This window comes from Sphingomonas sabuli, from assembly GCF_014352855.1.
In the GTDB taxonomy this organism is placed as follows: domain Bacteria; phylum Pseudomonadota; class Alphaproteobacteria; order Sphingomonadales; family Sphingomonadaceae; genus Sphingomicrobium; species Sphingomicrobium sabuli.
The window spans coordinates 800,166-823,317 of record NZ_CP060697.1 but is presented as its reverse complement, the minus strand read 5'-3'; the positions used below and the strand labels follow the sequence as shown (position 1 = coordinate 823,317).

General features: G+C 66.2%; 25 protein-coding genes. 11 read left to right on the top strand and 14 right to left on the bottom strand.

The window, feature by feature from the left end:
• Nucleotides 1–36: 36 nt before the first annotated feature.
• The 5 genes from H8M03_RS04150 to H8M03_RS04130 are packed head-to-tail and all read right to left on the bottom strand — an operon-like array spanning nt 37 to nt 2,512.
• On the bottom strand, nt 37–582 hold the full coding sequence (locus H8M03_RS04150) for a F0F1 ATP synthase subunit B family protein (RefSeq protein ID WP_187480485.1): 546 nt from the start codon (nt 580–582) through the stop codon (nt 37–39).
• The gene (locus H8M03_RS04145) at nt 575–1,066 is read right to left on the bottom strand and encodes a F0F1 ATP synthase subunit B family protein (protein ID WP_187480484.1); all 492 of its coding nucleotides are present in this window, start codon (nt 1,064–1,066) and stop codon (nt 575–577) included. The genes H8M03_RS04150 and H8M03_RS04145 overlap by 8 nt, the downstream gene beginning before the upstream one ends.
• A 35-nt stretch (nt 1,067–1,101) precedes the next feature.
• Nucleotides 1,102–1,329, bottom strand: a complete 228-nt coding sequence (locus H8M03_RS04140) for a F0F1 ATP synthase subunit C (protein ID WP_187480483.1) — start codon at nt 1,327–1,329, stop codon at nt 1,102–1,104.
• A 32-nt stretch (nt 1,330–1,361) separates the two neighbouring features.
• Nucleotides 1,362–2,165 carry a F0F1 ATP synthase subunit A gene (locus tag H8M03_RS04135; protein WP_187480939.1) on the bottom strand — a complete coding sequence of 268 codons (804 nt, stop codon included), beginning with the start codon at nt 2,163–2,165 and terminating at the stop codon, nt 1,362–1,364.
• 14 nt (nt 2,166–2,179) lie between these two features.
• Entirely contained in the window at nt 2,180–2,512 is a 333-nt protein-coding gene (locus H8M03_RS04130; RefSeq protein ID WP_187480482.1) for an AtpZ/AtpI family protein, read from the bottom strand.
• A gap of 171 nt (nt 2,513–2,683) precedes the next feature.
• Here H8M03_RS04130 and H8M03_RS04125 point away from each other — a divergent pair, with 171 nt between their 5' ends.
• Nucleotides 2,684–3,466 (top strand): PdaC/SigV domain-containing protein, encoded by a 783-nt coding sequence (locus H8M03_RS04125; protein WP_187480481.1) that lies wholly within the window; start codon nt 2,684–2,686, stop codon nt 3,464–3,466.
• Here H8M03_RS04125 and H8M03_RS04120 read toward each other — a convergent pair.
• From H8M03_RS04120 to H8M03_RS04110, 3 genes are read right to left on the bottom strand one after another with little or no spacing between them, the layout of a single operon-like run.
• Nucleotides 3,454–3,825: a YdbL family probable chaperone protein gene (locus H8M03_RS04120; RefSeq protein ID WP_187480480.1), complete on the bottom strand. Its 372-nt coding sequence runs from the start codon at nt 3,823–3,825 to the stop codon at nt 3,454–3,456. The genes H8M03_RS04125 and H8M03_RS04120 overlap by 13 nt on opposite strands.
• Nucleotides 3,822–4,031, bottom strand: a complete 210-nt coding sequence (locus tag H8M03_RS04115) for a YnbE family lipoprotein (protein WP_187480938.1) — start codon at nt 4,029–4,031, stop codon at nt 3,822–3,824. The genes H8M03_RS04120 and H8M03_RS04115 overlap by 4 nt, the downstream gene beginning before the upstream one ends.
• A gap of 20 nt (nt 4,032–4,051) precedes the next feature.
• The gene (locus H8M03_RS04110) at nt 4,052–7,285 is read right to left on the bottom strand and encodes an intermembrane phospholipid transport protein YdbH family protein (protein ID WP_187480479.1); all 3,234 of its coding nucleotides are present in this window, start codon (nt 7,283–7,285) and stop codon (nt 4,052–4,054) included.
• A gap of 139 nt (nt 7,286–7,424) precedes the next feature.
• On the opposite strand from H8M03_RS04110, the gene radC reads away from it, so the two are divergent.
• The gene (gene radC, locus H8M03_RS04105) at nt 7,425–8,093 is read left to right on the top strand and encodes a RadC family protein (RefSeq protein WP_187480478.1); all 669 of its coding nucleotides are present in this window, start codon (nt 7,425–7,427) and stop codon (nt 8,091–8,093) included.
• A gap of 11 nt (nt 8,094–8,104) precedes the next feature.
• Here radC and H8M03_RS04100 read toward each other — a convergent pair whose 3' ends face one another.
• From H8M03_RS04100 to paaZ, 3 genes are all read right to left on the bottom strand, one after another.
• The gene (locus tag H8M03_RS04100) at nt 8,105–8,539 is read right to left on the bottom strand and encodes a CBS domain-containing protein (protein ID WP_222931897.1); all 435 of its coding nucleotides are present in this window, start codon (nt 8,537–8,539) and stop codon (nt 8,105–8,107) included.
• Nucleotides 8,540–8,604: 65 nt separating this feature from the next.
• On the bottom strand, nt 8,605–10,251 hold the full coding sequence (locus H8M03_RS04095; RefSeq protein ID WP_187480477.1) for an FAD-dependent oxidoreductase: 1,647 nt from the start codon (nt 10,249–10,251) through the stop codon (nt 8,605–8,607).
• 20 nt (nt 10,252–10,271) lie between these two features.
• Entirely contained in the window at nt 10,272–12,296 is a 2,025-nt protein-coding gene (gene paaZ, locus H8M03_RS04090; RefSeq protein ID WP_187480476.1) for a phenylacetic acid degradation bifunctional protein PaaZ, read from the bottom strand.
• A 121-nt stretch (nt 12,297–12,417) separates the two neighbouring features.
• Between paaZ and H8M03_RS04085 the strand changes: the two genes are divergently transcribed.
• The 3 genes from H8M03_RS04085 to H8M03_RS04075 are packed head-to-tail and all read left to right on the top strand — an operon-like array spanning nt 12,418 to nt 17,061.
• Nucleotides 12,418–14,196 carry an N-acetylglutaminylglutamine amidotransferase gene (locus tag H8M03_RS04085; RefSeq protein ID WP_187480475.1) on the top strand — a complete coding sequence of 593 codons (1,779 nt, stop codon included), beginning with the start codon at nt 12,418–12,420 and terminating at the stop codon, nt 14,194–14,196.
• Nucleotides 14,196–15,920, top strand: coding sequence for an N-acetylglutaminylglutamine synthetase (ngg, locus tag H8M03_RS04080; RefSeq protein ID WP_187480474.1), 1,725 nt, complete (start codon nt 14,196–14,198; stop codon nt 15,918–15,920). Before H8M03_RS04085 ends, ngg begins: the two co-directional genes overlap by 1 nt.
• A gap of 1 nt (nt 15,921) precedes the next feature.
• Nucleotides 15,922–17,061, top strand: coding sequence for an osmoprotectant NAGGN system M42 family peptidase (locus H8M03_RS04075; RefSeq protein WP_187480473.1), 1,140 nt, complete (start codon nt 15,922–15,924; stop codon nt 17,059–17,061).
• 109 nt (nt 17,062–17,170) lie between these two features.
• Here the strand turns inward: H8M03_RS04075 and H8M03_RS04070 are convergent, their stop codons facing one another.
• The 3 genes from H8M03_RS04070 to H8M03_RS04060 are packed head-to-tail and all read right to left on the bottom strand — an operon-like array spanning nt 17,171 to nt 18,965.
• Nucleotides 17,171–17,959, bottom strand: a complete 789-nt coding sequence (locus H8M03_RS04070; RefSeq protein WP_187480472.1) for a hypothetical protein — start codon at nt 17,957–17,959, stop codon at nt 17,171–17,173.
• Nucleotides 17,956–18,735: a 2-(1,2-epoxy-1,2-dihydrophenyl)acetyl-CoA isomerase PaaG gene (gene paaG / locus H8M03_RS04065; RefSeq protein WP_187480471.1), complete on the bottom strand. Its 780-nt coding sequence runs from the start codon at nt 18,733–18,735 to the stop codon at nt 17,956–17,958. The genes H8M03_RS04070 and paaG overlap by 4 nt, the downstream gene beginning before the upstream one ends.
• 11 nt (nt 18,736–18,746) lie before the next feature.
• Nucleotides 18,747–18,965 carry a hypothetical protein gene (locus H8M03_RS04060; protein ID WP_187480470.1) on the bottom strand — a complete coding sequence of 73 codons (219 nt, stop codon included), beginning with the start codon at nt 18,963–18,965 and terminating at the stop codon, nt 18,747–18,749.
• A gap of 70 nt (nt 18,966–19,035) precedes the next feature.
• On the opposite strand from H8M03_RS04060, the gene paaI reads away from it, so the two are divergent.
• Genes paaI through H8M03_RS04030 form a run of 6 tightly spaced genes read left to right on the top strand, consistent with a single transcriptional unit; the run spans nt 19,036 to nt 23,144 of the window.
• Nucleotides 19,036–19,467 carry a hydroxyphenylacetyl-CoA thioesterase PaaI gene (gene paaI, locus H8M03_RS04055; protein WP_187480469.1) on the top strand — a complete coding sequence of 144 codons (432 nt, stop codon included), beginning with the start codon at nt 19,036–19,038 and terminating at the stop codon, nt 19,465–19,467.
• Nucleotides 19,468–19,935, top strand: a complete 468-nt coding sequence (locus H8M03_RS04050; RefSeq protein ID WP_187480468.1) for a GNAT family N-acetyltransferase — start codon at nt 19,468–19,470, stop codon at nt 19,933–19,935.
• Nucleotides 19,936–19,966: 31 nt separating this feature from the next.
• Nucleotides 19,967–20,947 carry a 1,2-phenylacetyl-CoA epoxidase subunit PaaA gene (gene paaA, locus H8M03_RS04045; RefSeq protein ID WP_187480467.1) on the top strand — a complete coding sequence of 327 codons (981 nt, stop codon included), beginning with the start codon at nt 19,967–19,969 and terminating at the stop codon, nt 20,945–20,947.
• A complete protein-coding gene (gene paaB / locus H8M03_RS04040) occupies nt 20,944–21,234 on the top strand; it encodes a 1,2-phenylacetyl-CoA epoxidase subunit PaaB (protein WP_187480466.1) in 291 nt (96 codons plus the stop codon). The genes paaA and paaB overlap by 4 nt, the downstream gene beginning before the upstream one ends.
• Nucleotides 21,234–22,055 carry a 1,2-phenylacetyl-CoA epoxidase subunit PaaC gene (paaC, locus tag H8M03_RS04035; RefSeq protein ID WP_187480465.1) on the top strand — a complete coding sequence of 274 codons (822 nt, stop codon included), beginning with the start codon at nt 21,234–21,236 and terminating at the stop codon, nt 22,053–22,055. The genes paaB and paaC overlap by 1 nt, the downstream gene beginning before the upstream one ends.
• Before the next feature lie 15 nt (nt 22,056–22,070).
• A complete protein-coding gene (locus H8M03_RS04030) occupies nt 22,071–23,144 on the top strand; it encodes a ferredoxin--NADP reductase (RefSeq protein ID WP_187480464.1) in 1,074 nt (357 codons plus the stop codon).
• Nucleotides 23,145–23,152: the final 8 nt, after the last annotated feature.

Here is a 23,152-nt window from a genome sequence, read left to right as displayed (position 1 = left end):
GTTAAGGGTCGACCCGTGCACCGCGCGGACCGTCAGCTAGCGCTTGCCGAGACCCGCGATGGCGTTGTCGACCAGGGCCTTGTCGGTCTTGGCATCGAGCTGCTGGCTGATAATCAGCGTCGCGGCCCTGGCGGCGGCGTCGGCGGCGGCGGTGCGCAGCTTCTGGACCGCGGCCATTTCCTCGGCTGCGATCTTTTCCTCGGCCATCTTGCCGCGGCGCTCGACCATCGCATCGGCGTCCTTGCGGGCCTGGGCGATCAGCCCGTCGGCTTCATGCCGGGCGCGTTCGACCATCGCCTTGGCTTCGCTTTCGGCCTCGGCGGCCTTGGCCGCATATTCGGCCTTCAGCGCCTCGGCTTCCTTGCGCAGCGCTTCCGCTTCGGCAAGCTGTTCGCGGATCGAATCGATCTTCTTGTCCAGCGCCTTGCCGATCGCGCCGGGCACCCGCTTCCACACGAGCAGCGCGAGGACGACGATCATCGCCAGCGCGATCCACATCGGCGGCGTCAGGCCAAGCAGCGAGGGAAGGGCGTGTTCGCCGGCGCTCTGGGCGCCTTCGGTCACGAGATGGGGTTCAGCCATTGGTCACGGCCTCCACCGCCTTGCGTGCTTCGTCCTCGCGGACATCCTTGCCGGTTAGCTTGACCACCATCTGGCGAGTCGCCTCCGCGGCGACGGCGTCGATTTCCGCCATCGCCTTGTCGACCGCCTGGCGGATCTTCGCTTCGGCGGCGTCGGCCTTCGTGGCGAGGTCGGCGTCGACCGCGCGATTGCGCTCTTCCGCTTCGCGCGCGCCGTCCTGCTTGGCGGCCAGCGCCAGCTTCATCGCCTCCGCCCGGCTGGCCTCGATCCGCTCCCGATACTCCGCTTCCGTCGACTCGGCCTCGTCGCGGGCCTTCTGGGCCTGCTCGAGATCGTCCGAAATCTTGCGGTCGCGGTGCTCCACCGTGCCGAGGATCTTCGGCACCATGCCCCGCCCGATGACGAAGAACAAAGCGCCAAAGATCAGCAACAGCCAGAACAGCTGCGACCAGAAAATGACCGGAAGTTGGGTAATCTGCGGCATGTCAGCTCCGGATGGAGGTCAGCCCCGTACGCGTCTTAGCGGGCGTAAAGGATGATCATCGCCACGGCGAAGGCGATCAGGCCGAGAAGTTCGGCGGCGGCGAAGCCGATGAACAGGCGGCCCTGCTGGCCGTCGGCGGCCGCCGGGTTGCGAAGCGCGCTTTCAAGGAACGAGCCGAAGACGTTGCCCACGCCGATGGCGGCGGCGCCAACGCCGATCGCTGCGAGACCAGCGCCGATAACCTGTGCCGATGCGAAATCCATTGTCTAACTCCCTGTAGGAACTGGTGAACCGATTAGTGAAGATTTTCTGCGTCGTTGAGATACAGCGTCGTCAGAAGCGCGAAAACATAGGCCTGGATGGCCGCGACCAGCAGTTCGAGCGCGGACACGCCGATGATGAACAGGAAGCTGATCGCGCTGACCAGCAGGCCCATCACGCCGCCGCCGCTGGCGGGCTCCGCCGCGAAGGTGTTGCCGGCGCTGATGATGAAGCTGCCGAACACTTCCATCAGGATGTGGCCAGCGATCATCGCCACGAACAGTCGCAGGCCAAGGCTGAACGGCCGGACCATGAAGCTGATGAACTCGATGATGAAGATCAGCGGCACCATGACGATCGGCGTGCCGTGCGGCACGAACAGCGAGAAGAAGTGCAGCTTGTGCTTTGCGAAACCGACCAGGAGCACGATCGAGAAGCTGATGATCGCGAGCACGCCGGTGATGCTGAAATGGCTGGTCGGCGTGAAGGCGTGAAAACCGGGAATGATGCCGAACGGCATCAGGCCAAGCAGGTTGCAGGCGAGGATGAAGGTGAACAGCGAGAAGATGTAGGGCACGTACTTCTTGCCGTTGGGCCCGATGTTCACGTTCAACATGTCGTCGATGAAGCCGGTCAGCCCTTCGACCGCCATCTGCCAGCGGCCGGGCACGACCTGGCGCCGCATGCCGCCCCACATGAACAGGCCGATTAGCGCCAGCGCGGCCAGCATCCACGCCGCGCTGTTGGTGAAGCTGACGTCATATTCACCGATGTGCAGCGGGACCAGCGGCTGCACCGTGAATTGGTGCATCGGGTCGATCTTGCCTTCTGCGGCCACGTTGACTGGCACCCTCAGCTTGCGCCCGGGCCGGAGCCCGATGGCGTCTTGGAAATCCTCATGATGTTCACCACGCCGACGCCGAACCCAAGGAACAGCATCAGCAGGAAGAACAGCGGAAAGGTCCCGAACAGCGTGTCCAGGCCCCACCCGAAGATGCCGCCACCGGCCGGAGCGCCGACCAGATGACTGAACATCCTCTGCCAAATCCGGGTGACCGGATCGGGCTGTGCCTTCTTGGTCCGCATCGCTTCTTCCTGACGGATGCGATCGAGCCGCTCGTCGAGCGACCCGAGCCTTGCGTCTTTCGGCAGCTCTGGGTCCGGTGGCGGGATGTCGGCAGCCATGTCTTGTCTCCGTTTGTCCGAGCCGGCCGTCAGAGCGGCGACGAATTCGGCAGGTTCAAGGACATGGCGGCGTTCAAAGCCCGCCAAGGCGCGGCCCCTTTATGAACCGCCGCCCGCCTAGTCAACCGCGCGCCGTTGCTTCGCAGCCGCACGCGGTGTCAAAGCATGGCAATGCGCATGATTCTTCTCGCCCTCGCCGCGACCCTGATCGCCTGTTCGGACGCGCCGCCGACGCCCCCGGCCGCCGTTAGTGCCGCAGCGCCGCAGGCGCCGCCGGCCGGCGTGCTCGACGAAAAGGACGCGCTGCTGGAATGGCACGTGGCCTGGCCGGCCGAAGTCGCCGCCATCCCGGCGCTGAAGGCAATGATCGTCGACCCCGCGCTGAAGGCGAAAACGGAAATGCGCGAGACGGCGGCGGCGGACAAGGCCATGCGCGCCAGGGACGGCAACCCGATGCCCGGGCCTTATCATTATGCGGTCGACGTGACGGTCGCAGGGCAATCCGGACGCCTGCTCAGCCTGGCGCGGGCGTGGAGCGAGTTCACCGGCGGGGCGCATCCCATGCACGGGACCGAAGGCATCTTTTGGGACAGGTCGGCGAACCGCCGGATCAGCGCGTTCGACCTTGTCACGGGCGGCGAGGCGGAATTCGCCCGCATTTACGCCGACAAGCTGTGTGCCGCGATCGACCGGCAACGGGCGGAAAAGCGCAGCGGCGACGCCGGTCTCGGGACGATCCCGGAATTCGACCAGTGCCCGAAGCTGGGCGACCTAGCGGTCATCCCGCTGGCCGGCACCGACCGGCGTTTTGACCGGATCCGGTTTCATGCCGACCCGTATCTGCTGGGGCCTTATGCGGAGGGAGATTATGACGTCGAGCTGGACGTCGATGCGCGCTTCGCGGCCGCGCTCAAGCCGGAGTATCGCGAGGCGTTCGCGGCTCAGCCGCAATAATCGGGAACCGCCGCGGGCTGCCCGGGCTGGCGCTTGCGCCACACGCCGTCGCTCAACATGTAGATTTCGCCGGTGCGGACGCCGGCAAGGAGTTCGCAACCGGCCGTGATGCCGACTTCCTGCACGGTAACCCCGCGCCGCTGGGCGAGGCCGGTGTAGAGGCTGCGGCGGCGGATATTGATCGATGCGGCCTGACGGCGGACGGCGTCGCTGGCCGTGGCGGCATGGCCCAGATATCCGTCGAACCGTTCGCCGATCACGCCCGCCTGGCGCGCCTGGACCAGCGCCGACGTGTCCTGCGCCAGCGCCGGGACGGCTACCGCCACGACGATTGCGCCGATCAGCCGGGCAAGGATCACTGGGTCCGGCCCGGAGTCGTCGGGAAGGCGTCGGGATTGTTCTGGATCAGCTGTTCGACGTCCTGCTGAAGACGCACCAGCACTTCCTGCCGAATGTCGACGTTGAGGTTGATCTCGATCGGCTTTTCCGGCGCCTTGACGGTGATGCAGCTGGCCAGCGGGACGGCCATGGCCGTTATGGCGGACAGCCGCAGCACGGCTTTCATCCTGGTGTGTGTCATGATCCTCACTCGTTTGGCTGTGGGGGTGTCGGGGTGGCTTCGATCTGGTCGATCGGGGTGATTCGTTCCTGATCCTCTTCCTTGCGCAGCGTGCGGCTCTCAACGACGAGTCCGGGCGCATCGAGCGGGAAAGGCAGGACCGGCTGGATGACCGCACTGGGGTCCTTGAAGCCCTTGGCCATCTGGATCAGCGCGCGGAACGGGCCGGCGATGTTGAGGTTGATCTTGATCGGCACGTTGCGGAAGGCGCCGCGAACGAGGCTGGAGATCAGCCCGCCGCCTTCGCCCCCGACCGAGATTTCCTCAATCGTGAACCGGCTCGCGAATTCGCCTGCGAGGTCGCCGTCAAGACGGATGACCATGTTGCGGAAGCGGATGTCGCTCAACAAGTCGAACGCAACCCCTGCGACCAGCCCCGCGTCGGGCTTGGTCCCGGTGTAGCGGAAGCGGCCGCCAGGCTCGCGCGAGACCAGGCGGCCACCGACGATGCGCCCGCCTTCATCGTCGAAGATCATCGGCAGGACGCCGTCGAAGGTGCCGCTGATTTCCAGCCCCTGGAAGTCGAGGCTGTCGATGAACATCTGCGAATTGAAGCCTTCCAGTTCGAACGTCAGGCGCTTGGGCGTGTCGCTGCCGAAGTTGAGGATGGTTTCCTGCAGGATCAGCTTTCCGCCCATGAACGGCCATTCGCCGCGCTCGATCTTGACCAGCTGGTTGGGCAGCAGCTGGTAACGGATGACGCCGTCTTGGACGATGATGCCGGGGTTGATGCTGCGGACGGTGGCGACCTGGCCGGGCCCGGTTTCGAGGCCCAGCAGGTTGGTGAAGTGGATGTTGGTCGACAGGCCTTCGACCGGGCCGAACGGGGCGGCGAGATTGGTGTTGGCGGTGGCGAAGTCACCGGTCGAGGTGACCTTGCCGGCGCGGTTCCAGTTGATCCGTCCCTGGCCGGTGATGGTGCCCTGAACCAGCGCGACGACGCCTTCGGTCAGCCGGGTGAGTTCTTCCGGCTGCAATCCCTCGCCGAACGTCAGGCCGGGGACGTCGAGCAATGCGTTGCCCGAACCGCTGTTGAGGCTGTGGTCGATGGTCACGTCGGTGACCTTAGTGCCGCTGTCGGGGTGACGCAGCGACGCGGTCGCCTTGATGAGGTTGTTGCGCAGCAGGAAGCGGACGTTGTCACTGGCCAGCGGATAGAAGAGCGGTTCGGGAGCGATGTGGTTGACCATCAGCCCGCCGCCGATGGTCAGGTCGCTGCCATGCAGGTTCCAGCGGCCGTTGATGTCGGTCATGCGCAAGGGGACGTTGCCGATGACCGCGGTGCCGTCGCGGATCGAGCCGCTGATTCCCGCGCCGGCAAAGGTGCCGTCGAGCCGGGCGCCGGTGATCTGCACCGGAGAATTGGGGTCGCCCAGCCGCGCGCGCAGGTTGGTCGTGGCAAAGCCCTTGGCGCCGGAGAAGTCGAGCCTGTCGGCAATCACCGACAGCGGCGAATTGCCCAGCCGCCCGGCAATTCGGGGATTGGAGACCTGCGCCGCAAAGGTCAGGCTTCCGCCCGCCGGCTGGTAGAGGATTGCGGGGCCGGTCGGACAGATCGGTAGCCGGGTCGCGCCAAGGTGGACATCGCGCAGCGAAAAGCTGTCCCAGCTGACGACGGTGCAGCGTTCGCCGACGTACAGCCCGCCATTGGCGCCGACGCGCCCGGTGATCGGCACGTGGAGCCCGCGCACCTGGCCCGACGAGAAGGCACCGGTCACGGTGGCGACGGCGGCGAAGCGGGTCATCCCGTTGGGTTCGGCCTGGAAGCGCAGGTCGCTGAGATCCAGCCGGTTGCCGTTGATGACGTAGGGCCGGAAGCGGCCGACGCCGGAATAGCCGCCCGAACGGGTCGAGCTGATCGCGAGATAGCCGTTGGGCAGGCCGCCGCCTGCGGTGCGGATGGTGCCGTCGATGCCGATCCGCCCCGATGGCCAATAATAAGTGATGCCCTTGCCACCCGACACTTGCACGCGCCCGCCGGTGGCGGTGGTCGCGGTGGCGTCGTCGATGCGGATTGCCCCGCCGCCGCGGAAATTGACCAGCCGAAGCTTGCCGGCGACGTCGAAATTGCCGGCGCTGCGTCCGACCGCGCGCGCAATATTGACCGCGACCGGGCCGATCGGCGTGTCCTTGGCCGCCATCATCGCGCCGGTGAAGCCGTTGACCAGATTGGCATCGAGGCTGGCGCTGTTGGCGGCGTACTTGCCGACCAGGGTCAATTCGCCGCTGTCGAGCCGGAGCTTGTAGTCGCCGGCGAGGACGGTGCGGTCGGCACGGATCGAGCTGAGGCGCGACTTCTGCGCGGTGATTTCCAGATGCCCGCGCGAATCGTCGGGCTTGCCCTTGATGGTGATGGTGCCGTTGAGCGCGGCCAGCCCGTTGACGCCGGCGATGACCTGGCTGGAGATCAGGCGCGCCTTGGCATCGTAGCTGTCGAACGCCTCACCGAACTGCGCGTCCAGTTCGAGCCGCGGCCGCGCAATCGAGAAATTGCTTTTCGGGCAGGACAGGTTGCCAGCGGTAATCGGGCCGATAACGTGCGGGCGGCGCGCCTCGATCTCGATCGCGCCATAGCCGCGGAAGGCGGAAAACGTGCAGGTCGGCGTCTGCAGGCCGGGACTGGACGACACGAAGCGGCCCTTGAAGCCACCGGTCAGATTGCCGACGCCCTGCGCAGCAAAGCCCAGCGGACCCCATGGCGTGCGCAGCGAAATGCTGCTGTCGGCAACGTCGACCGCGACGTCGGGCAGGCTGAACGGCTTGCCCGAAGGCGGCGGCAGCAGCTTGTCCAGCTCGCCCCAGCTGACCCGCCCGTCCGGATAGACCCGGCCGCGCAGCCGCATTCCGCGAGCAACGATGCGATAGACGTCGACGCTGCCGTTCCACTTGATGCGCATCTGGATGCGCACGTTGCGGGCGGTGACGTCGGGATTGGCCGGATCGCCAATCCGCAGGTTGCTGATTTCCTGCGTCCGCAGCCCGACCCGGTCGAGCGTGAATTCGGCGCGCACGCCGCGCTTTGCAAGTTCGTTCTGAATGGCGTTGCGGGCAATCGGCCGGCGCTGGACCCAGGCGATGGCCAGCGCGACCGCGACCAGCACGACAAGACCGAGCGCGATCCAGCTGATCAGCCGGCGGGTACGGCGGGCGCGCGATTCCACGACCAGAACCTCGCCGCTCTCATCGCTGCCTTTCGCCATTCCCGCGTTCAACCCGCTTTCCACACTGCCGTTCCGTCCGCGGCACGACCTCTTTCCAGATGCGCAAGCGATTGGCTATGGTCGAAAATGCTCGGGCTTGCGGAAGAGGACTTCCATGCACGGGCGACTTGCACCGGAAATGAACAGCGCCAGCGGCCACCGGGCCCGGCTGCGCAAGCGGCTGTTCGACGGCGGCGGCAAGGCGCTGCTGGATCATGAACTGGTGGAGTATCTGCTGGCGCTGGCGATTCCGCGCCGCGATACGAAAGATCAGGCGAAGGCGCTGATCCGCCAGTTCGGCGGGGTGGGACCGCTGTTGGCGGCAAGCGCCGACACGCTGCGCCGCGAAGGGCTGAGCGATACGGTCATCGCCGCCCTGAAGATCGCGGAGGCGACCGCGCTGCGCTTGCTGGAAACGCGAACGGAAGGCGCGCCGGTGCTGTCGAGCTGGGACGCGCTGTCCCAGTACCTGCACGCGGCGATGGCCCATTCGCGGACCGAACAGGTGCGCGTGCTGTTCCTTAACGCCAAGAACATGCTGATCGCCAACGAGGCGATGTGGAACGGATCGGTCGACGAGGCATCGGTTCACGTCCGTGAAGTCATTGCCCGGGCCATCGCGCTGGACGCGACGGCGCTGATCATCGTCCACAACCACCCCAGCGGCGATCCGACGCCCTCACATCAGGACGTGCGGATCACCCAGGATCTGGTCGAAGCCGCGCGGCACATGAAGATCACCATCCACGATCACGTCATCGTCGGAGCGTCGGGACAATCGAGCATGCGCGCGCTCGGCCTGCTGTAGTCGTTTTCAAGCTAGCCCTGCTGCTTGTGCCGGTCGCCGGCGGCGCTGACGCCGTCGAACGCCTGGTGGGCGGGCTCGCCGTCGGTTTCGCGGCTAAGGTCGCCAAGGCTGACGATGCCGCACAGCTTCTCGTTGGAATCGATCACCGGCAGGCGGCGAACCTGCGCCTTGCCCATCTTGGTGGCGACGTCGGCGACATCCTCGTCATCGCGCACGCACAGCACGTCGCTGGTCATCAATTCGCTGACCGGCGTGTCGGGACCGTGGCCCTTGGCCACGCCGCGCACGGTGATGTCGCGGTCGGTGATCATGCCGACGAGGCGGTCGCCGTCGCTTACCGGCATCGATCCGGCATCTTCTTCCAGCATGAAGGCCGCGGCCTCCTTGGCGGTCTGGTCGGGACGGACGGTCTTCACGTCGCGGGTCATTACCTGGCTGATCTTCATGATTTTCCACCCTTGTCTGTTCGTGTGGCGGTCCAACGAACGACGGGTGGCGAATATCCGAAAGGTCAGGCCGCGTGGGCGGCGGCTATCCGCGACCCGGCCCGCGCCTGCTGGTCGAGATAGGTCCAGATCGCGCTGACCACGACCGAGCCTTCGCCGACCGCCGAGGCAACGCGCTTGACCGAGCCAGAGCGGACGTCGCCGACCGCGAAGATGCCCGGCCGCGAGGTTTCGAAGTCGCTGGTGACGCCCGCTTCGGCGCCGGTCTGCACGAAACCGCGATTGTCGAGCGCGACCATGCCGGACAGCCAGCCGGTGTTGGGCTGCGCGCCGATCATCAGGAACAAGGCGGAGCAGTCGATCCGCCGTTCCCCGTCGGGTGTCGAGACGCGCACCGCCGACAAGTGCGCGTCGCCATCGAGCCCGCATAGCTGCGCGCCGTAGTGGATGGTGATGCGCGGGTCGGCGTCGAGGCGCGAGCGGAGGTAGGCGCTCATCGAACTGGCGAGGTCCGGGCCGCGCACCAGCACGTGGACATGGCGGGCAAAGCGCGACAGGTACATCGCCGCCTGCCCGGCCGAATTGCCGCCGCCGACCACCACCGCTTCGGTCTCGCGACAGAAGCGCGCCTCCATCTCGGTCGCGGCATAATAGATGCCGGCGCCCTCGAATTCCTCGATCCGGTCGACCGGGAGACGGCGATATTGCACCCCGGTCGCGACCAGCACCGCGCGGGCGCACAACCGGTCGCCGTCGTCGAGCGTCGCGCAAAAGCCGTCGTCGACGGTTTCGAGCAGCCGCACCGACCGCGGCATGGCAAAGCGGGTGCCGAACTTCATTGCCTGGACCTGTCCGCGGAAGATCAGGTCGCCGCCCGAAATGCCGGTCGGAAAGCCCATGTAATTTTCGATCCGGCTGCTGGTCCCGGCCTGGCCGCCGATGGCATTGTCCTCGATCACCAGCGCATTGAGCCCTTCGGACCCGGCATAGACCGCCGCCGCGACGCCGGCCGGTCCGCCGCCGACGATCAGCAGGTCGAGCTGCTCGGTATCCTCGCTGTGCAGGTCGAGACCGAGCAGCGCGGCGACCTTGCGCGGGGTCGGGTCGTCCAGCTTGTTGTCCTTGCCGACCAGCACGGCCGGCTGGTGCGCGGCGATGCGGCAAACGGCCAGACCTTCCTCGCTTTGTTCGTCGAGGTCGTAGGACTGGAAAGGGATGCGGTTGCGCGACAGGAAGACCGCCACCCGCTGGACGGCCGGGTCGGCATCGGCGCCGATCAGCTTCACCGAGCTACGGCCCTGTTCGTATTGCATCCGCCGGCGCGCGGCGAAAACGGTCAGCACATGATCACCGATCTCCGGCACCCGCGCCATCAGGTCGAGCATCGCGGCGCGCGGCGCTTCCAACGTGCGCGTGTCGACCGCGGCGCGCATGGGCAGGGTGACGCTGCCCCCGTTGAGGAAGGCGAGCTCCCCCATGAACTGGCCGTCGCGCAGGGACGATTCGCCGATGCGTTCCCCGGTGAACGCGTCAATCGGCACGATTTCGCCTTCGAGCACGACGACGAAGCGATCCGACGGTTCGCCGGCGTTGGCGACCATCGTCCCGGCCTCGTAGAAGCGCTCGTCGGAGATGGCGCGCAGCGCGTCGAGCTGGTCCCCGCCGAACGGCTGGGGCGTGAGGAATTGCAGGTCCGCGCCGATGGTTTCCATGGTTCGACTCGATATGGGGCTTAGGGCAGGTTTTCCGTCAGCAAGTCGTACGTGGCAACTAGCTCGTCCTTCTGGTTGAAGATTTCGACGGCCCAGCGGACCACGCCCGTTTCCTCGCTCTTCAGGCTTTTCGACCGCACGGTCAGTTCGACCCGCATCGCATCGCCGGGATAGAGCGGGGTCAGGAAGCGCAGGTTTTCAAGGCCGGTGTTGGCCAAGACCGGACCGGGGTCCGGATCGACGAACAGGCCGGCGGCGAAGCTGAGGATCAGATAACCGTGGGCGACCCGGCCCTCGAAGATCGGCGAGGCCTTGGCCGCCTCTTCGTTCATGTGGGCGTAGAAAGTGTCGCCGGTGAATTCGGCGAAATGCTCAATGTCGGCGATCGTCACCGTGCGGCTGTCGGTCCGCCACGTGTCGCCGACGGCAAGCTCGCTCATCGTCTTGCGGAACGGGTGAACGTCGGTGAGGAAATGCTTGGGCGCGCCGGGAATGTACTGCTCGGAGATTGCCGCGATCATCGCCGGGGTCGACTGGATCGCCGTGCGCTGCATGTAATGCTTCACGCCGCGGATGCCGCCCATTTCCTCGCTGCCGCCAGCGCGGCCGGGACCGCCGTGGACGAGGACGGGCAGGGGACTGCCGTGGCCCGTGCTTTCCTTCGCATTGTCGCGGTTGATGACCAGCATCCGCCCGTGGAAGGCGGCCGCGCCCTGGATGAAATCGCGGGCGGCCGCCTCGTCATGGGTGAACAGCGACAGCGCCAGGCTGCCCATGCCGCGATTTGCCAGTGCGATGGCGTCGGCCATGTCTCGATATGGCATGATCGTGCTGACCGGGCCGAACGCCTCGACGTCATGGACCGCCGCGGCGTGCCATGGGTCGTCGGCGCGCAGCAGGATCGGCTGCATGAACGCGCCGCCTTCCGGACCGACGGCGGCGTCGGGGTCGCCGGACACGATCCGCGCTCCGGCATCGACCAGCTTCTTCAACTGGCTTTTGACGTCGTCGCGCTGGCTGCACGAAACCAGCCCGCCCATGCGGCTGCTGTCCTCGCGAGGATCGCCGACGGTGGTTGCCCGCAAGCGCTCGTCCATCGCCCGCTCGACCGCGTCGAGATGGGCGGCGGGGACGAGCGCGCGGCGGATGGCGGTGCATTTCTGCCCCGCCTTGACCGTCATCTCGCTGACCACTTCCTTGACGAACAGGTCGAATTCCGGCGTGCCCGGAGCGGCGTCCGGGCCAAGGACGGAGGCGTTGAGACTGTCCTGCTCGGCAACGAACTTGACGCTTTCGCGCAAAACGGTCGGATGGCTCTTGAGCTTTGACGCGGTCGCAGCGGACCCGGTGAAGCTCACCACGTCCTGACCGCCCAGATGGTCGAACAGGTCGCCGACGCCGCCGACGATCAGCTGCACCGCGCCGTCCGGCAGCAAGCCGGTATCGATCATGATGCGGAAGGCCGCTTCGGTCAGGAAACTGGTGGAGCTGGCCGGTTTGACGATCGCCGGCATGCCCGCGAGCAAGGTCGGCCCAAGCTTTTCCAGCATCCCCCAGACCGGGAAATTGAAGGCGTTGATATGCACCGCCGCGCCCTGCATCGTCGTGTAGATATGCTGGCCGACGAAGCTGCCGGTCTTCGACAAAGGCTCGATCTGGCCGTCGAGCAGGACGTGGGCGTCGGGCAGTTCCCGGCGGCCTTTGGACGAGAAGGATAGCAGGGTCATCGCCCCGCCTTCGATGTCGATCCACCCATCCTTGCGCGTGGCGCCGGTCAGCGGGTTGAGCGCGTACAGTTCCTCCTTGCGCTCCATGATCGCAAGGCCGAGGCCCTTGAGCATCCAGGCGCGCTCATGGAAACTCATCTTGCGCAGTGCCGGGCCGCCGACCTCCCGGGCGTGTTTCAGCATGGCGCCGAAATCGAGCCCGCCGGAGCCCGCGGTCGCGACGGGCGAGCCGTCGATCGCGCTCGGCAATTCCGTAAGCTGGCCCGAACCGGCAATCCACCGGTCGCGTTCGTAGTTGAGCAATTGGGTGGTCTTCATGCCGCCCCAATGGCGCATCTTGGTTCGGCGGACAAATTGGACTTTTGCGCCAACGATACTATCTTTCGTTAATCGCTAGATCGAAACACTCTCTTGCCCGCTTCGGGCCGTGGAGCCGCTTATGTGCGGCATAGCCGGCGAAGTGCACTTCGACGGTCGCACCGCCGACGCCGGCGCGGTGGCGGCCATGATGCGCAGCCAGGAACGGCGCGGCCCGGACAGCTGCGGCCAGCTGATGCGCGGGCGCATCGGCATGGGGCACCAGCGGCTGAAGATCATCGACCTGTCGTTCCATTCGGCCCAGCCGATGGTCGACACCGAGCTTGGGCTCGACATGGTCTTCAACGGCTGCATCTACAATTACCGCGAGTTGCGCGCCGAGCTGGAAGGCAAGGGCTACCGCTTCTTTTCCGACGGCGACACCGAGGTCATCCTCAAGGCCTATCACGCCTGGGGCATCGATTGCGTCCAGCGGCTCAAGGGCATGTTCGCCTTTGCCATCCACGAACGCGAAAGCGGGCGGCTGGTGCTTGGCCGCGACCGCTTCGGGATCAAGCCGCTTTACTACAGCCAGGTCGGCAAGCGGCTGCGCTTTTCCTCGACGCTTCCGGGAATCGTCGCGGCGGGCGAGGTCGACACGTCGATCGACCCTACCGCGCTGCAATATTACATGAGCTGGCACGCGGTGGTGCCGCCGCCGCTGACCATTCTTAACGGCATTCGCAAGCTGCCTCCGGCGACGGTGCGGGTCTACGATGCCGAGGGCCATTTCACCGACACGCTCTATTGGGATCCGCCTTTCGGGCCGCAGGACAGGGACGCGGCGCGGGCAAAAGGCGAATGGGAAGAGATGCTCCACGCCAGCCTGCGCGATGCGGTGCGGCGGCGGATGGTGGCGGACGTGCCGGTCGGCGTGTTGCTGTCGGGCGGGGTCGATTCCAGCCTGATCGTCGGCCTGCTCGCCGAACTTGGCCAGACCGGCCTGTCGACCTTTTCCATCGGCTTCGAGGAAGCGCATGGCGAGAAGGGCGACGAATTCTACTACTCCGACCTGATCGCGCAGCATTACGCGACCGACCACCATCAGATTTTCGTGCCGTCGAGCGAGCTGCTGGACGAATTGCCGGGCGCGATCGAGGCGATGAGCGAGCCGATGGTCAGCTATGACAATATCGGTTTCTACCTGCTCAGCCGCGAAGTGGCGAAGCACATCAAGGTGGTGCAGTCGGGGCAGGGGGCCGACGAGGTCTTTGCGGGCTATCACTGGTACCCGCCGATGGCATCGGCCAAAGACCCGCTGGCGGCTTATTCGCGCGCCTTCTTCGACCGCGATGCGGCGACGTTGGACAGGCAGCTCGGCGCCGACTGGCGCAACGGCGGGACGGCGCCGCTGGACTATGTCCGCGAGCAATTCGCGCGCCCCGGGGCCGACGATCCGGTGGACAAGGCGCTGCGGCTGGATTCGACGGTCATGCTGGTCGACGACCCGGTCAAGCGGGTCGACAACATGACCATGGCCTGGGGACTGGAAGCGCGCGTGCCGTTCCTGGACCATGAGCTGGCGGAGCTCGCGGCGCGGATGCCGGCGGAGCTGAAGCTGGCACAGGACGGCAAGGGGATCCTCAAGGACGTGGCGCGCGACGTCATCCCGAGCGCGGTGATCGACCGGCCCAAGGGCTATTTCCCGGTCCCGGCGCTCAAATATATCGACGGGCCTTACCTCGACCTCGTGCGGGACGCGGTGTCGAGCAAGCGGGCGACGGAACGCGGGCTGTTCGATCGCGGCTATCTCGACACGCTGCTGGCCGATCCCAAGGCGCACATCACGCCGCTGCGCGGGTCGGAGCTGTGGCAGGTCGGGTTGCTCGAATTGTGGCTCGACCGGCACGGGGTGGGCTGATGGTGCGTCCCGAACCCCTGTTCAGACATCTGGACGACCCCGCCGCGCCACAGCCGAAGTCGAACGCCATCGTCGATGTCGGTTGGGGCCGGATCCTGTTCGCGCAGACGTTCGACAGCCCGGCCACGCTGCTTGGCGAATTGCGCGCCGAGGGCGACGAGCAGCGCGACATCGCCATGTATGTCACCGACCCGCACGTCATCTTGGCGGAGGCGCCGGCGGAAGTGTTCCTCGACCCGTCCAATACCTACCGGCTCAACCTGTCGGCTTATGCGCCAGACCAGGGACGGGCGACCGGGTTCGACATTCGGGCGATGGACCCGGCAAGCGACGCCGACGCGGTCAATCGCATCTATGCCTTGCACGACATGGTCCAGGTGCGGCGCGATTTCTTCGCCGGTCAGCAGAAGACCGCGCGGGCGCTGACCTATTTCGTCGCCGAGGATCAGGACAGCGGTGAAGTGATCGGCACGGTGACCGGAATCGACCATGCGGCCGCCTTCGACGATCCCGAGCAGGGGTCGTCGCTGTGGACGCTGGCGGTCGATCCGCAGACCCCGCATGCGCGGGTGGGCGAGGCGCTCATTCACCGGCTGGCAGAGCATTACAAGGCGCGCGGCGCGGCCTACATGGACCTGTCCGTGATGCACGATAACGATGCGGCGATCGGGTTGTACGAGAAGCTTGGTTTCTACCGCATGCCGCTGTTCGCGATCAAACGGCGCAACGTCATTAATGAACGGCTGTTTGTCGGGTCAGACCCGGCCGAAGCGATGAACCCGTACGCCCGGATCATCATTGACGAAGCCCGGCGGCGCGGGATCGGGGTCGAGGTGTTGGACGCCGACGGCGGGCTGTTCGAACTGCGCCTTGGCGGGCGCCAGATCCGCTGCCGCGAATCCCTGTCCGACCTGACCACCGCGGTCACGTTGTCGATCTGCGACGACAAGGCGATGACCCGTCGGATCGTCGCGGCGGCCGGGGTCCAGGTGCCGGAAGAAGTGATATCGAGCGATGCCGACGCGGTGCGCGCCTTGCTCGACCAGCACGGATCGGTCGTGGTAAAGCCAGCGCGGGGCGAACAGGGGCGCGGCGTTGCCGTCGACCTGACCGACATGGCAGAGGTCGAGGCGGCCATCGAATTTGCCGGCACCCAGTCGGACCGGGTGCTGGTGGAGAGCTATCACGCCGGCGACGACCTGCGCATCATCGTCATCGGGTACAAGGTCGTGGCCGCCGCGGTCCGCCGCCCGGCCTCGGTCGTCGGCGACGGCACGCATACGGTGCGCGAACTGATCGAGCGGCAATCCCGGCGCCGGGCCGCGTCGACCGGCGGCGAAAGTCGCATCCCGCTGGACGCGGAAACCGAACGCTGCGTGGAACGGCGCGGATTCGCGCTCGACGACGTGGCGCCCGAGGGCTGCGCCTTCCATGTTCGCAAGACCGCCAACCTGCATACCGGCGGCACGATCCACGACGTCACCGACAACCTGCATCCGGCCCTGGCCGAAGCGGCGGTGAAGGTGGCACGGGCGATCGAAATCCCGGTCGTCGGGGTCGATTTCATCGTTCCGAGCGTATCCCGTCCCGACTATGTGTTCATCGAGGCCAACGAGCGGCCGGGCCTTGCCAACCACGAACCCCAACCCACGGCGCAACGTTTCGTCGACCTGCTGTTCCCGTTGAGCAGGCCCGACAGCAAGGGCCGATCGCGAAAGTCCTGACGTGCCGACCATCGACAGCGAATATCTGAAGGACGTCCTGCGGCGCCTGCTCGAAGTGCCGAGCCCTAGCGGCTACACCGACGCGATCGTACGCGTGGTGTGCAAGGAACTCGACCGGCTTGGGCTCGAGGTATCGGCGACCCGCCGCGGCGCGATCCTGGCGCTGTACAAGGGGGCTAAAAGCGAAGGCTCGCGGGCCATCGTCGCCCACCTCGATACGCTCGGCGCGACGGTAAAGCGGATCAAGGACAACGGCCGGCTGGAACTGGTGCCGATCGGCACCTGGTCGGCACGCGCCGCGGAAACCACGCGCTGCACGCTGTTTACCGACGAAGGTACATTTCGCGGCACCGTGCTTCCGCTCAAGGCGTCAGGCCACACATTCAACCAGGAAATCGACGTCCAAGGCGTCGGCTGGAAACATGTCGAACTGCGCATCGATGCCGACGCCAGCGACCGCGCCAGCGTCGCGGCGCTGGGCGTTAACGTCGGCGACAGCGTTGCCTTCGATCCCGGCACGGAGATGCTCGACAACGGCTACATCGTCTCGCGCTATCTCGACGACAAGGCAGGCTGCGCGTCGATGCTGGCCGCGATCAAGGCGATGAAGGATGCTGGCGTGAAGACGCCGGTCGACATCCACTTCATCTTCACCATCACCGAGGAAGTCGGGTCGGGGGCATCCGCCGTGCTGCTGGAAGACGTCGTGGCGATGGTGTCGATCGACAACGGCACCACCGCTCAGGGCCAGAACAGCGCGGAAACGGGCGTCACCATCGGCATGGCCGACGAGGTCGGGCCGTTCGATTACCACCTGACCCGAAAGCTCATTCGCCTGTGCGAGGAAAACGACATCCCTCATCAGCGCGACGTCTTCCGCTATTACCGTTCGGACAGTGCCTCCGCGGTCGGCGGCGGGGCCGATGTGCGCACCGCGCTCATCACCTTCGGCGTCGACGCCAGCCACAGCTATGAGCGGATCCACCTCAATGCGCTGGAATCGATCGCTGGTCTGGTCTGCGCTTATGCCGCAAGCCCGGTCGAGATTCGCCGCGACACGGAAGAACTGGCCGATCTCAAGGGCTTCACCACGCAGCCCACCGACCGCGCCCCGGCGAGCAGCGACGAACCGGAAATCTAGCGCAGTAGTCCTTGAGGGTTCCGGCCAGCGCACTTCTGCGCGCGCACGTTTCAGCGGCCGCGTGCCGAGTGTGCGCTTGACGATGGCGCAATCGGTCAGCGCCGCCAGATCAGCGCGCTGTGGCTTCAGGAAGGGTCAGCGGATTGGCGCGTGCGCGCTCGACAATGTTCTTGAACGGGGCCTGCTCGTAGCTCGCGGGCACGTCCTTCGGGATCGGCTTGCAAACGGGGAACATAGCGAGCGGGCGGTCCACATAGCTTGCGGCCGTTGGCCGGTCATATGTGAGGTCGTACAGGTCGACGGACTGTTCCGCCCGGACAGCGGCGAGCGCGGACTGGCGATAAAGCAGACGCGCCAGCGAAAGGTCATTCATAAGCGACCGCGCTTCAGCACTGGTGAAGGGCCGCCCCGGCCCCGAAAGCGCGGAGAAGCGGGTCCAGAGTTCGAGAATGCGCTCTTCGTTCTCGCGAAGGATGTCGACAAAGCCGTAGAAGACGACGATCCCTTGAGCCTCGTCGCGCGGGAAATGATTGGCGGTCTGTGCCGCAACCGCGCTCTCCCACACGCCGCTGTCCCACGTGTGCCAGCCCGGCAATTCGATCGACCCGACCGGCGGCAGCCGACCGGTCCGCTCTGCATCCATTACGATCCGGCCAAGCTCGTCGAGCCGCCGCTCGACGCAGGGGGCTTTCGCCACGTGCAATTGTCCCTGGCCGACACCCGTACCGATTTCGTAAGCGAGTGCGTCCCTGCTTGTCGCCACTTCGCGCCGCCACCCGATTTCCGTGGCGATCGCGCCAAGGCCGAGGGCGACGAGCACGCCGAGGATGATGATGCCCACCTCGCCGAAGAAGCGGCGCCACCCGTCGAGCGGCCGGACCGAGCGAAAGAGCCTCATCGGCCGGAAAAGGTCGCCGTGCGCTTTTCGAGGAAGGCGGCGACACCCTCGCGGTAGTCTTGGGTGAAGCCGAGCCGGCGCATCTCGTCGCGCTGAAGCTCCAATTCCTGCGGCAGGGTCCGGCCCCAGGTGGTGCGGATGATCGACTTGATCGCGGCCAGCCCGAGCGGCGGCAAGGCGGCCAGCTTCGCGGCGATGCGCTGCGCCTCGTCGGTCAAGGCGTCGTCGTCGACGCATTTCCAGATCAGCCCCCATTGCTCGGCGGTTTCCGCCGCCACCGGCTCGCCGGTCAGCGCCATGCCCATCGCCCGGGCCTGGCCGACCAGGCGCGGGAGAACCCATGAGCCGCCGCTGTCGGGGATGAGGCCGATCGCGGCGAAGCTCTGGATGAACTTGGCCGACCGTGCCGCGATCACGATGTCGCAAGCCAGGGCGACGTTGGCTCCGGCGCCTGCAGCGACTCCGTTGACCGCGCAGATCACCGGTTGCGGGATGGTCGTCAGCGTCTCGATCAACGGGTTCCAGCTGGCCTCGACCGTCTCGCCCAGGTCCACCGCCTCTCCCGGCGCCACGGCGCGGTCGTTGAGGTCCTGCCCCGCGCAAAAGCCGCGGCCTGCGCCCGTGAGAATGACGACCCGGGCATCGCCAAGACTTGCGAGCGCGTCGTGCAACTCGCCGTGCATGGCCGCGGTGAAGCTGTTCAGCCGGTCCGGGCGGTTGAGCGTGATGCGGGCGATTGCGCCGGCGGTTTTGAACTGGATCGCGGATTCGGTCATGGGCAAGCGCCTTAGTCGGCGACGGTCATTGACGGAAGGAACTCCAGCCGCACCTTTGCGACCTTGTCCGCACCCGGCTTGAGCACGACTTCGATCGACCGTTCGAGCTTGCCGGACGAAAGCCGGTGGCAGAACAGGTCCGGGTTTTCGGAAGCGCCGGCATGGTCGATGTCCGCAACGCCCACCGCAAGCCGCGCGACGACTGTTGGACCGAGGCTGTTCTGCTGCATAAGTCCCCTCGATGTCTGGCCCGATGGGTTGCATGGGGCGGCACGGGTGGCAAGTTTTGGAGGGCGGCTTTTGGACGCGGACGAGATGGCGCTGGCGGTCGCACGGCAGATGCTGGCGGATGAGGGCACCGGTCCGGCGTGGGGTGTGGCCATCGAGGAGGTTCGCGCCGGTTACTGCCGGCTATCGATGAAGCTGCGCGATGACATGCTCAACGGCCACCGCACCGCGCATGGCGGCATGATCTTCGCGCTGGCCGACACCGCTTTCGCCTACGTCTGCAACGGCGGTAACGCCCGCACGGTCGCGGCGCAGGCGTCGATCGTCTTTCTCGGCAGCGCCGCGGCGGGCGACGTGCTGGTCGCCGAAGCCGAGCAACTGGCCCGGGAAGGGCGTAGCGGCGTGACACGGGTCGCGGTGCGGACAGAGGAGGGACGGGCGGTCGCGGAATTCACCGGCTATTCGCGCACCATCGGCGGCGCGATCGTCGCGGCGGAGTCCTAGATGTCGGCGCTGCCCGATGTGGTCGTGCCCGATGCGCCGGGCGACGGCGACCGCGCCGCAATCCTTGCCTTGCTGTCCGATTTCAATCGCGACAGCGGTTTCCCGTCGGACATGCACCCGGTGTGCGTGTTGCTTAAGGATGCGGATGGGACAACCGTCGGCGGGCTATGGGGCAAGACCGTCTACGACTGGATGTTCGTTGAATTCCTCGTCGTGCCGGAGGAGTTGCGCGGCCACGATCTTGGCACGAAGCTGATGGACGAGGCTGAGCGCCTTGCCAGCGAACGTGGTTGCGTCGGCGCGTGGCTGACGACCTTCACGTACCAGGCGCGGCCGTTCTACGCGCGGCGCGGCTATGATGTGTTTGGCGAGCTGCCCAATTCCCCCCGCGACAACGTCCGCATCTTCATGCGCAAGTGGCTGGGCGAGGCGGCGGCAAAACCGTGGGCAGCCGATTCCGCTGTTTGAACGTTAGGACCGCAAGGACTACATCGAACCCATGTACACCACCGAATTGAGCAAGACCGCCAGGATCGAGACCCTCGAGGACCCCAAGCTGGTCGAGGCGTTCGAGGCGCGCGTTGCCGCCGACGAATTCATCGAGCCCAAGGACTGGATGCCCGAAGCCTATCGCCGAACGCTGACCCGGCAGATCAGCCAGCACGCGCATAGCGAGATCGTCGGCATGCTGCCCGAGGGCAACTGGATCGGCCGCGCGCCGTCGCTGCGGCGCAAGGCGATCCTGCTGGCCAAGGTGCAGGACGAAGGCGGGCACGGCCTTTACCTCTATTGCGCGGCGGAGACGCTGGGCACGAGCCGCGAGGAAATGGTCGAGGCGCTCCATTCGGGGAAGGCCAAGTACAGCACCATCTTCAACTATCCGACGCTGACCTGGGCGGACATTGGCGCGATCGGCTGGCTGGTCGACGGCGCGGCGATCATGAATCAGGTGCCGCTGCAGCGCACCAGCTACGGCCCCTATGCCCGGGCGATGGTTCGCGTGTGCAAGGAAGAAAGCTTCCACCAGCGCCAGGGCTATGAAATCATGATCGCGCTGGCGAACGGCACGGCCGAGCAAAAGCGGATGGCGCAGGACGCGCTCAACCGCTGGTGGTGGCCGTCGCTGATGATGTTCGGTCCGCCCGACGACAATTCGCCGAACACCGCCCAGTCGATGCGCTGGCGGATCAAGCGCGAGACCAATGACGAATTGCGCCAGAAGTTCGTCGACATCAGCGTCCCGCAGGCGGAATTCCTCGGCCTCACCGTTCCCGACCCCGACCTCAAGTGGAACGCGGACAAGGACGGCTATGATTTCGGCGCGATCGACTGGGACGAGTTCTACGCGGTGGTGAAGGGCGAAGGCCCGGTCGCCAAGGAGCGCATGAAGGCCCGCATCGACGCGTGGGAAGACGGTGCCTGGGTGCGCGAGGCGGCCGATGCTTACGAGGCGAAGCGGCAGGCGAGGAAGGCCGCGTGAGTGGGGGCCATGACTGGCCGCTGTGGGAAGTTTTCGTTCGGTCCAAGGGCGGGCTGGCGCATCGCCACGTTGGCAGCGTTCATGCTCCTGACCCGGAGCTCGCGCTCGCCCACGCCCGCGACACCTATACGCGGCGGATGGAAGGGGTGAGCTTGTGGGTGGTCAAATCTTCCGAGATCATCGCTAGCGACCCCGACCAGTCGGGAGAAATGTTCGAGCCGGCGGAAAGCAAAATCTATCGGCATCCCACGTTCTACGAGATACCGGACGAAGTGAAGCACATCTGATGCCCTCGCTGCCGCCGATCCGGCCCGAAGACGAGCGGGCCGCGAACACCAAGCATCTCGACGGGGCCTTCGACCCCCGATCCGACGAGCATCGCGAGCCGTACCGCGACTATCTGCTGCGTCTGGGCGACGACGCGCTGATCCTCGGTCAGCGCCTGAGCGAATGGTGCGGCCATGCACCGGCGCTCGAAGTCGACCTCAGCCTCGCCAACATCGCGCTCGACCTGGTCGGGCAGGCGACGCTGGCGCTGGGCGAAGCAGGCGATGCCGACGAGCTGGCGTTCAAGCGCGACGTGCTGGATTTCCGTAATTGCATCCTGGTCGAGCAGCCCAACGGCGACTTCGCCCAAACCATGGCGCGGCAACTGCTCTATTCGACCTGGCAACACATGCTGTTCCAGCGGCTCGTCGAGTCCAGCGACACCTTCCTGCGCGAATTTGCGGCCAAGGCGGTCAAGGAAGTCGCCTATCACCGAGACCTGTCCGGGGAATGGACCATTCGGCTGGGCGACGGAACGGAGGAGAGCGCGCGGAGGATGGCGGCCGGGCTCGACTGGTGCTGGCGCTTCATCCCGGAGCTGTTTTCGGTCGACGAAACGCTGCAGCGGGCGATCGACGCGGGCTTCGCGCCCGACCCGCGCGCGTTCGAGGACGAATATCGCGCCGCGATCGCCGCCGTGCTGGACGAAGCGACGCTGACGGCGCCCGCCGACCAGCGGCCGATCCTTGGCGGTCGCGAAGGCCACCATAGCGAGCATCTGGGGCATATCCTGGCGCCGATGCAGTATCTGCAGCGCACCTACCCCGACGCGCGCTGGTAGACTAAGCGTCCGCCGGTGAGCGCTCATTTCCATGCCCTGCGTGTGGCGCAGATCGTCCCCGAGACCGCTGACGCCAATTCCATCCGCTTCGACATCCCGCCCGAATTGCGCGACGCCTTCCGTTTCAAAGCGGGCCAGCACCTGACGCTGAAGGCGACGATCGACGGCGAAGACGTGCGGCGCAACTACTCGCTGTGCACGTCGCCCGACAGCGGCGAGTGGATGGTAACGGTCAAGCGCATCGGGGGCGGGCTGTTTTCCAACTGGGTGGGCGACACGCTGAAAGCGGGCGATACGCTGGACGTGCTGCCACCGCACGGCAGCTTCACCACCGATTTCGCGGAAGGCATCAGTCGCCACGTCGTCGGCATTGCGGGCGGATCGGGGATCACCCCGGTGATGTCGCTCGTACGAACGCTGCTAAAATCCGAGCCGGGCAGCCGCTTCACCCTGCTTTACGGCAATCGCGACAGCAGCTCGATCATCTTCCTCGAAGAGCTGGCGCGGCTGAAGGACCGTTATCTCGACCGGTTCGAGGTGTTCCACTTCCTCGACGGTGAGGAAGGCGACTTCGAGCTGTTCAACGGGATGCTCAACCGGGAACGGGTCGACGAGGCGATCGAGCATCTGATCGGCGATCCGGCGCGGATCGGCGACTGGTTCATCTGCGGGCCCGGGCCGATGATGGACGCAGCGGAAACGGCCTTGCTCGACCGCGGCGTCGAGCGGTCAAGAATTCACATCGAACGCTTCACCGCCGACCGCCCGACCGCGGCGCTGGCCAGCCAGATGGCCGAGCTGCAGAGCAAGGCGGCGGGCATCGTCATGTCGGTGACGCTCGACGGGCGCACCCGCAAGGTTCCGTTTTCCGAAAGCAACATCCTCGACAGCGCGCGAGAGGCCGGTCTGCCCGCGCCCTTCGCCTGCAAGGCCGGCGTGTGCGCGACCTGCCGGGCGAAGGTCACCGCCGGCAAGGTCGAGATGGCGGCGCGGTACGGGCTGACTGACGAAGAGGTGGCGGAAAGCTATATCCTGACCTGCCAGTCGGTCCCGGATGGGGACGGTGTCGCGGTCGATTACGACGCCTGACGGCTTTT

Excerpts from the sequence above, each read along its gene's own strand:
- H8M03_RS04150 (WP_187480485.1), bottom strand. The coding sequence starts at position 582 with ATGGCTGAACCCCATCTCGTGACCGAAGGCGCCCAGAGCGCCGGCGAA.
- H8M03_RS04145 (WP_187480484.1), bottom strand. The coding sequence starts at position 1,066 with ATGCCGCAGATTACCCAACTTCCGGTCATTTTCTGGTCGCAGCTGTTC.
- H8M03_RS04140 (WP_187480483.1), bottom strand. The coding sequence starts at position 1,329 with ATGGATTTCGCATCGGCACAGGTTATCGGCGCTGGTCTCGCAGCGATC.
- H8M03_RS04130 (WP_187480482.1), bottom strand. The coding sequence starts at position 2,512 with ATGGCTGCCGACATCCCGCCACCGGACCCAGAGCTGCCGAAAGACGCA.
- H8M03_RS04125 (WP_187480481.1), top strand. The coding sequence starts at position 2,684 with ATGCGCATGATTCTTCTCGCCCTCGCCGCGACCCTGATCGCCTGTTCG.
- H8M03_RS04115 (WP_187480938.1), bottom strand. The coding sequence starts at position 4,031 with ATGAAAGCCGTGCTGCGGCTGTCCGCCATAACGGCCATGGCCGTCCCG.
- H8M03_RS04110 (WP_187480479.1), bottom strand. The coding sequence starts at position 7,285 with ATGGCGAAAGGCAGCGATGAGAGCGGCGAGGTTCTGGTCGTGGAATCG.
- radC (WP_187480478.1), top strand. The coding sequence starts at position 7,425 with ATGAACAGCGCCAGCGGCCACCGGGCCCGGCTGCGCAAGCGGCTGTTC.
- H8M03_RS04100 (WP_222931897.1), bottom strand. The coding sequence starts at position 8,539 with ATGAAGATCAGCCAGGTAATGACCCGCGACGTGAAGACCGTCCGTCCC.
- H8M03_RS04095 (WP_187480477.1), bottom strand. The coding sequence starts at position 10,251 with ATGGAAACCATCGGCGCGGACCTGCAATTCCTCACGCCCCAGCCGTTC.
- paaZ (WP_187480476.1), bottom strand. The coding sequence starts at position 12,296 with ATGAAGACCACCCAATTGCTCAACTACGAACGCGACCGGTGGATTGCC.
- H8M03_RS04085 (WP_187480475.1), top strand. The coding sequence starts at position 12,418 with ATGTGCGGCATAGCCGGCGAAGTGCACTTCGACGGTCGCACCGCCGAC.
- ngg (WP_187480474.1), top strand. The coding sequence starts at position 14,196 with ATGGTGCGTCCCGAACCCCTGTTCAGACATCTGGACGACCCCGCCGCG.
- H8M03_RS04070 (WP_187480472.1), bottom strand. The coding sequence starts at position 17,959 with ATGAGGCTCTTTCGCTCGGTCCGGCCGCTCGACGGGTGGCGCCGCTTC.
- paaG (WP_187480471.1), bottom strand. The coding sequence starts at position 18,735 with ATGACCGAATCCGCGATCCAGTTCAAAACCGCCGGCGCAATCGCCCGC.
- H8M03_RS04060 (WP_187480470.1), bottom strand. The coding sequence starts at position 18,965 with ATGCAGCAGAACAGCCTCGGTCCAACAGTCGTCGCGCGGCTTGCGGTG.
- H8M03_RS04050 (WP_187480468.1), top strand. The coding sequence starts at position 19,468 with ATGTCGGCGCTGCCCGATGTGGTCGTGCCCGATGCGCCGGGCGACGGC.
- paaA (WP_187480467.1), top strand. The coding sequence starts at position 19,967 with ATGTACACCACCGAATTGAGCAAGACCGCCAGGATCGAGACCCTCGAG.
- paaC (WP_187480465.1), top strand. The coding sequence starts at position 21,234 with ATGCCCTCGCTGCCGCCGATCCGGCCCGAAGACGAGCGGGCCGCGAAC.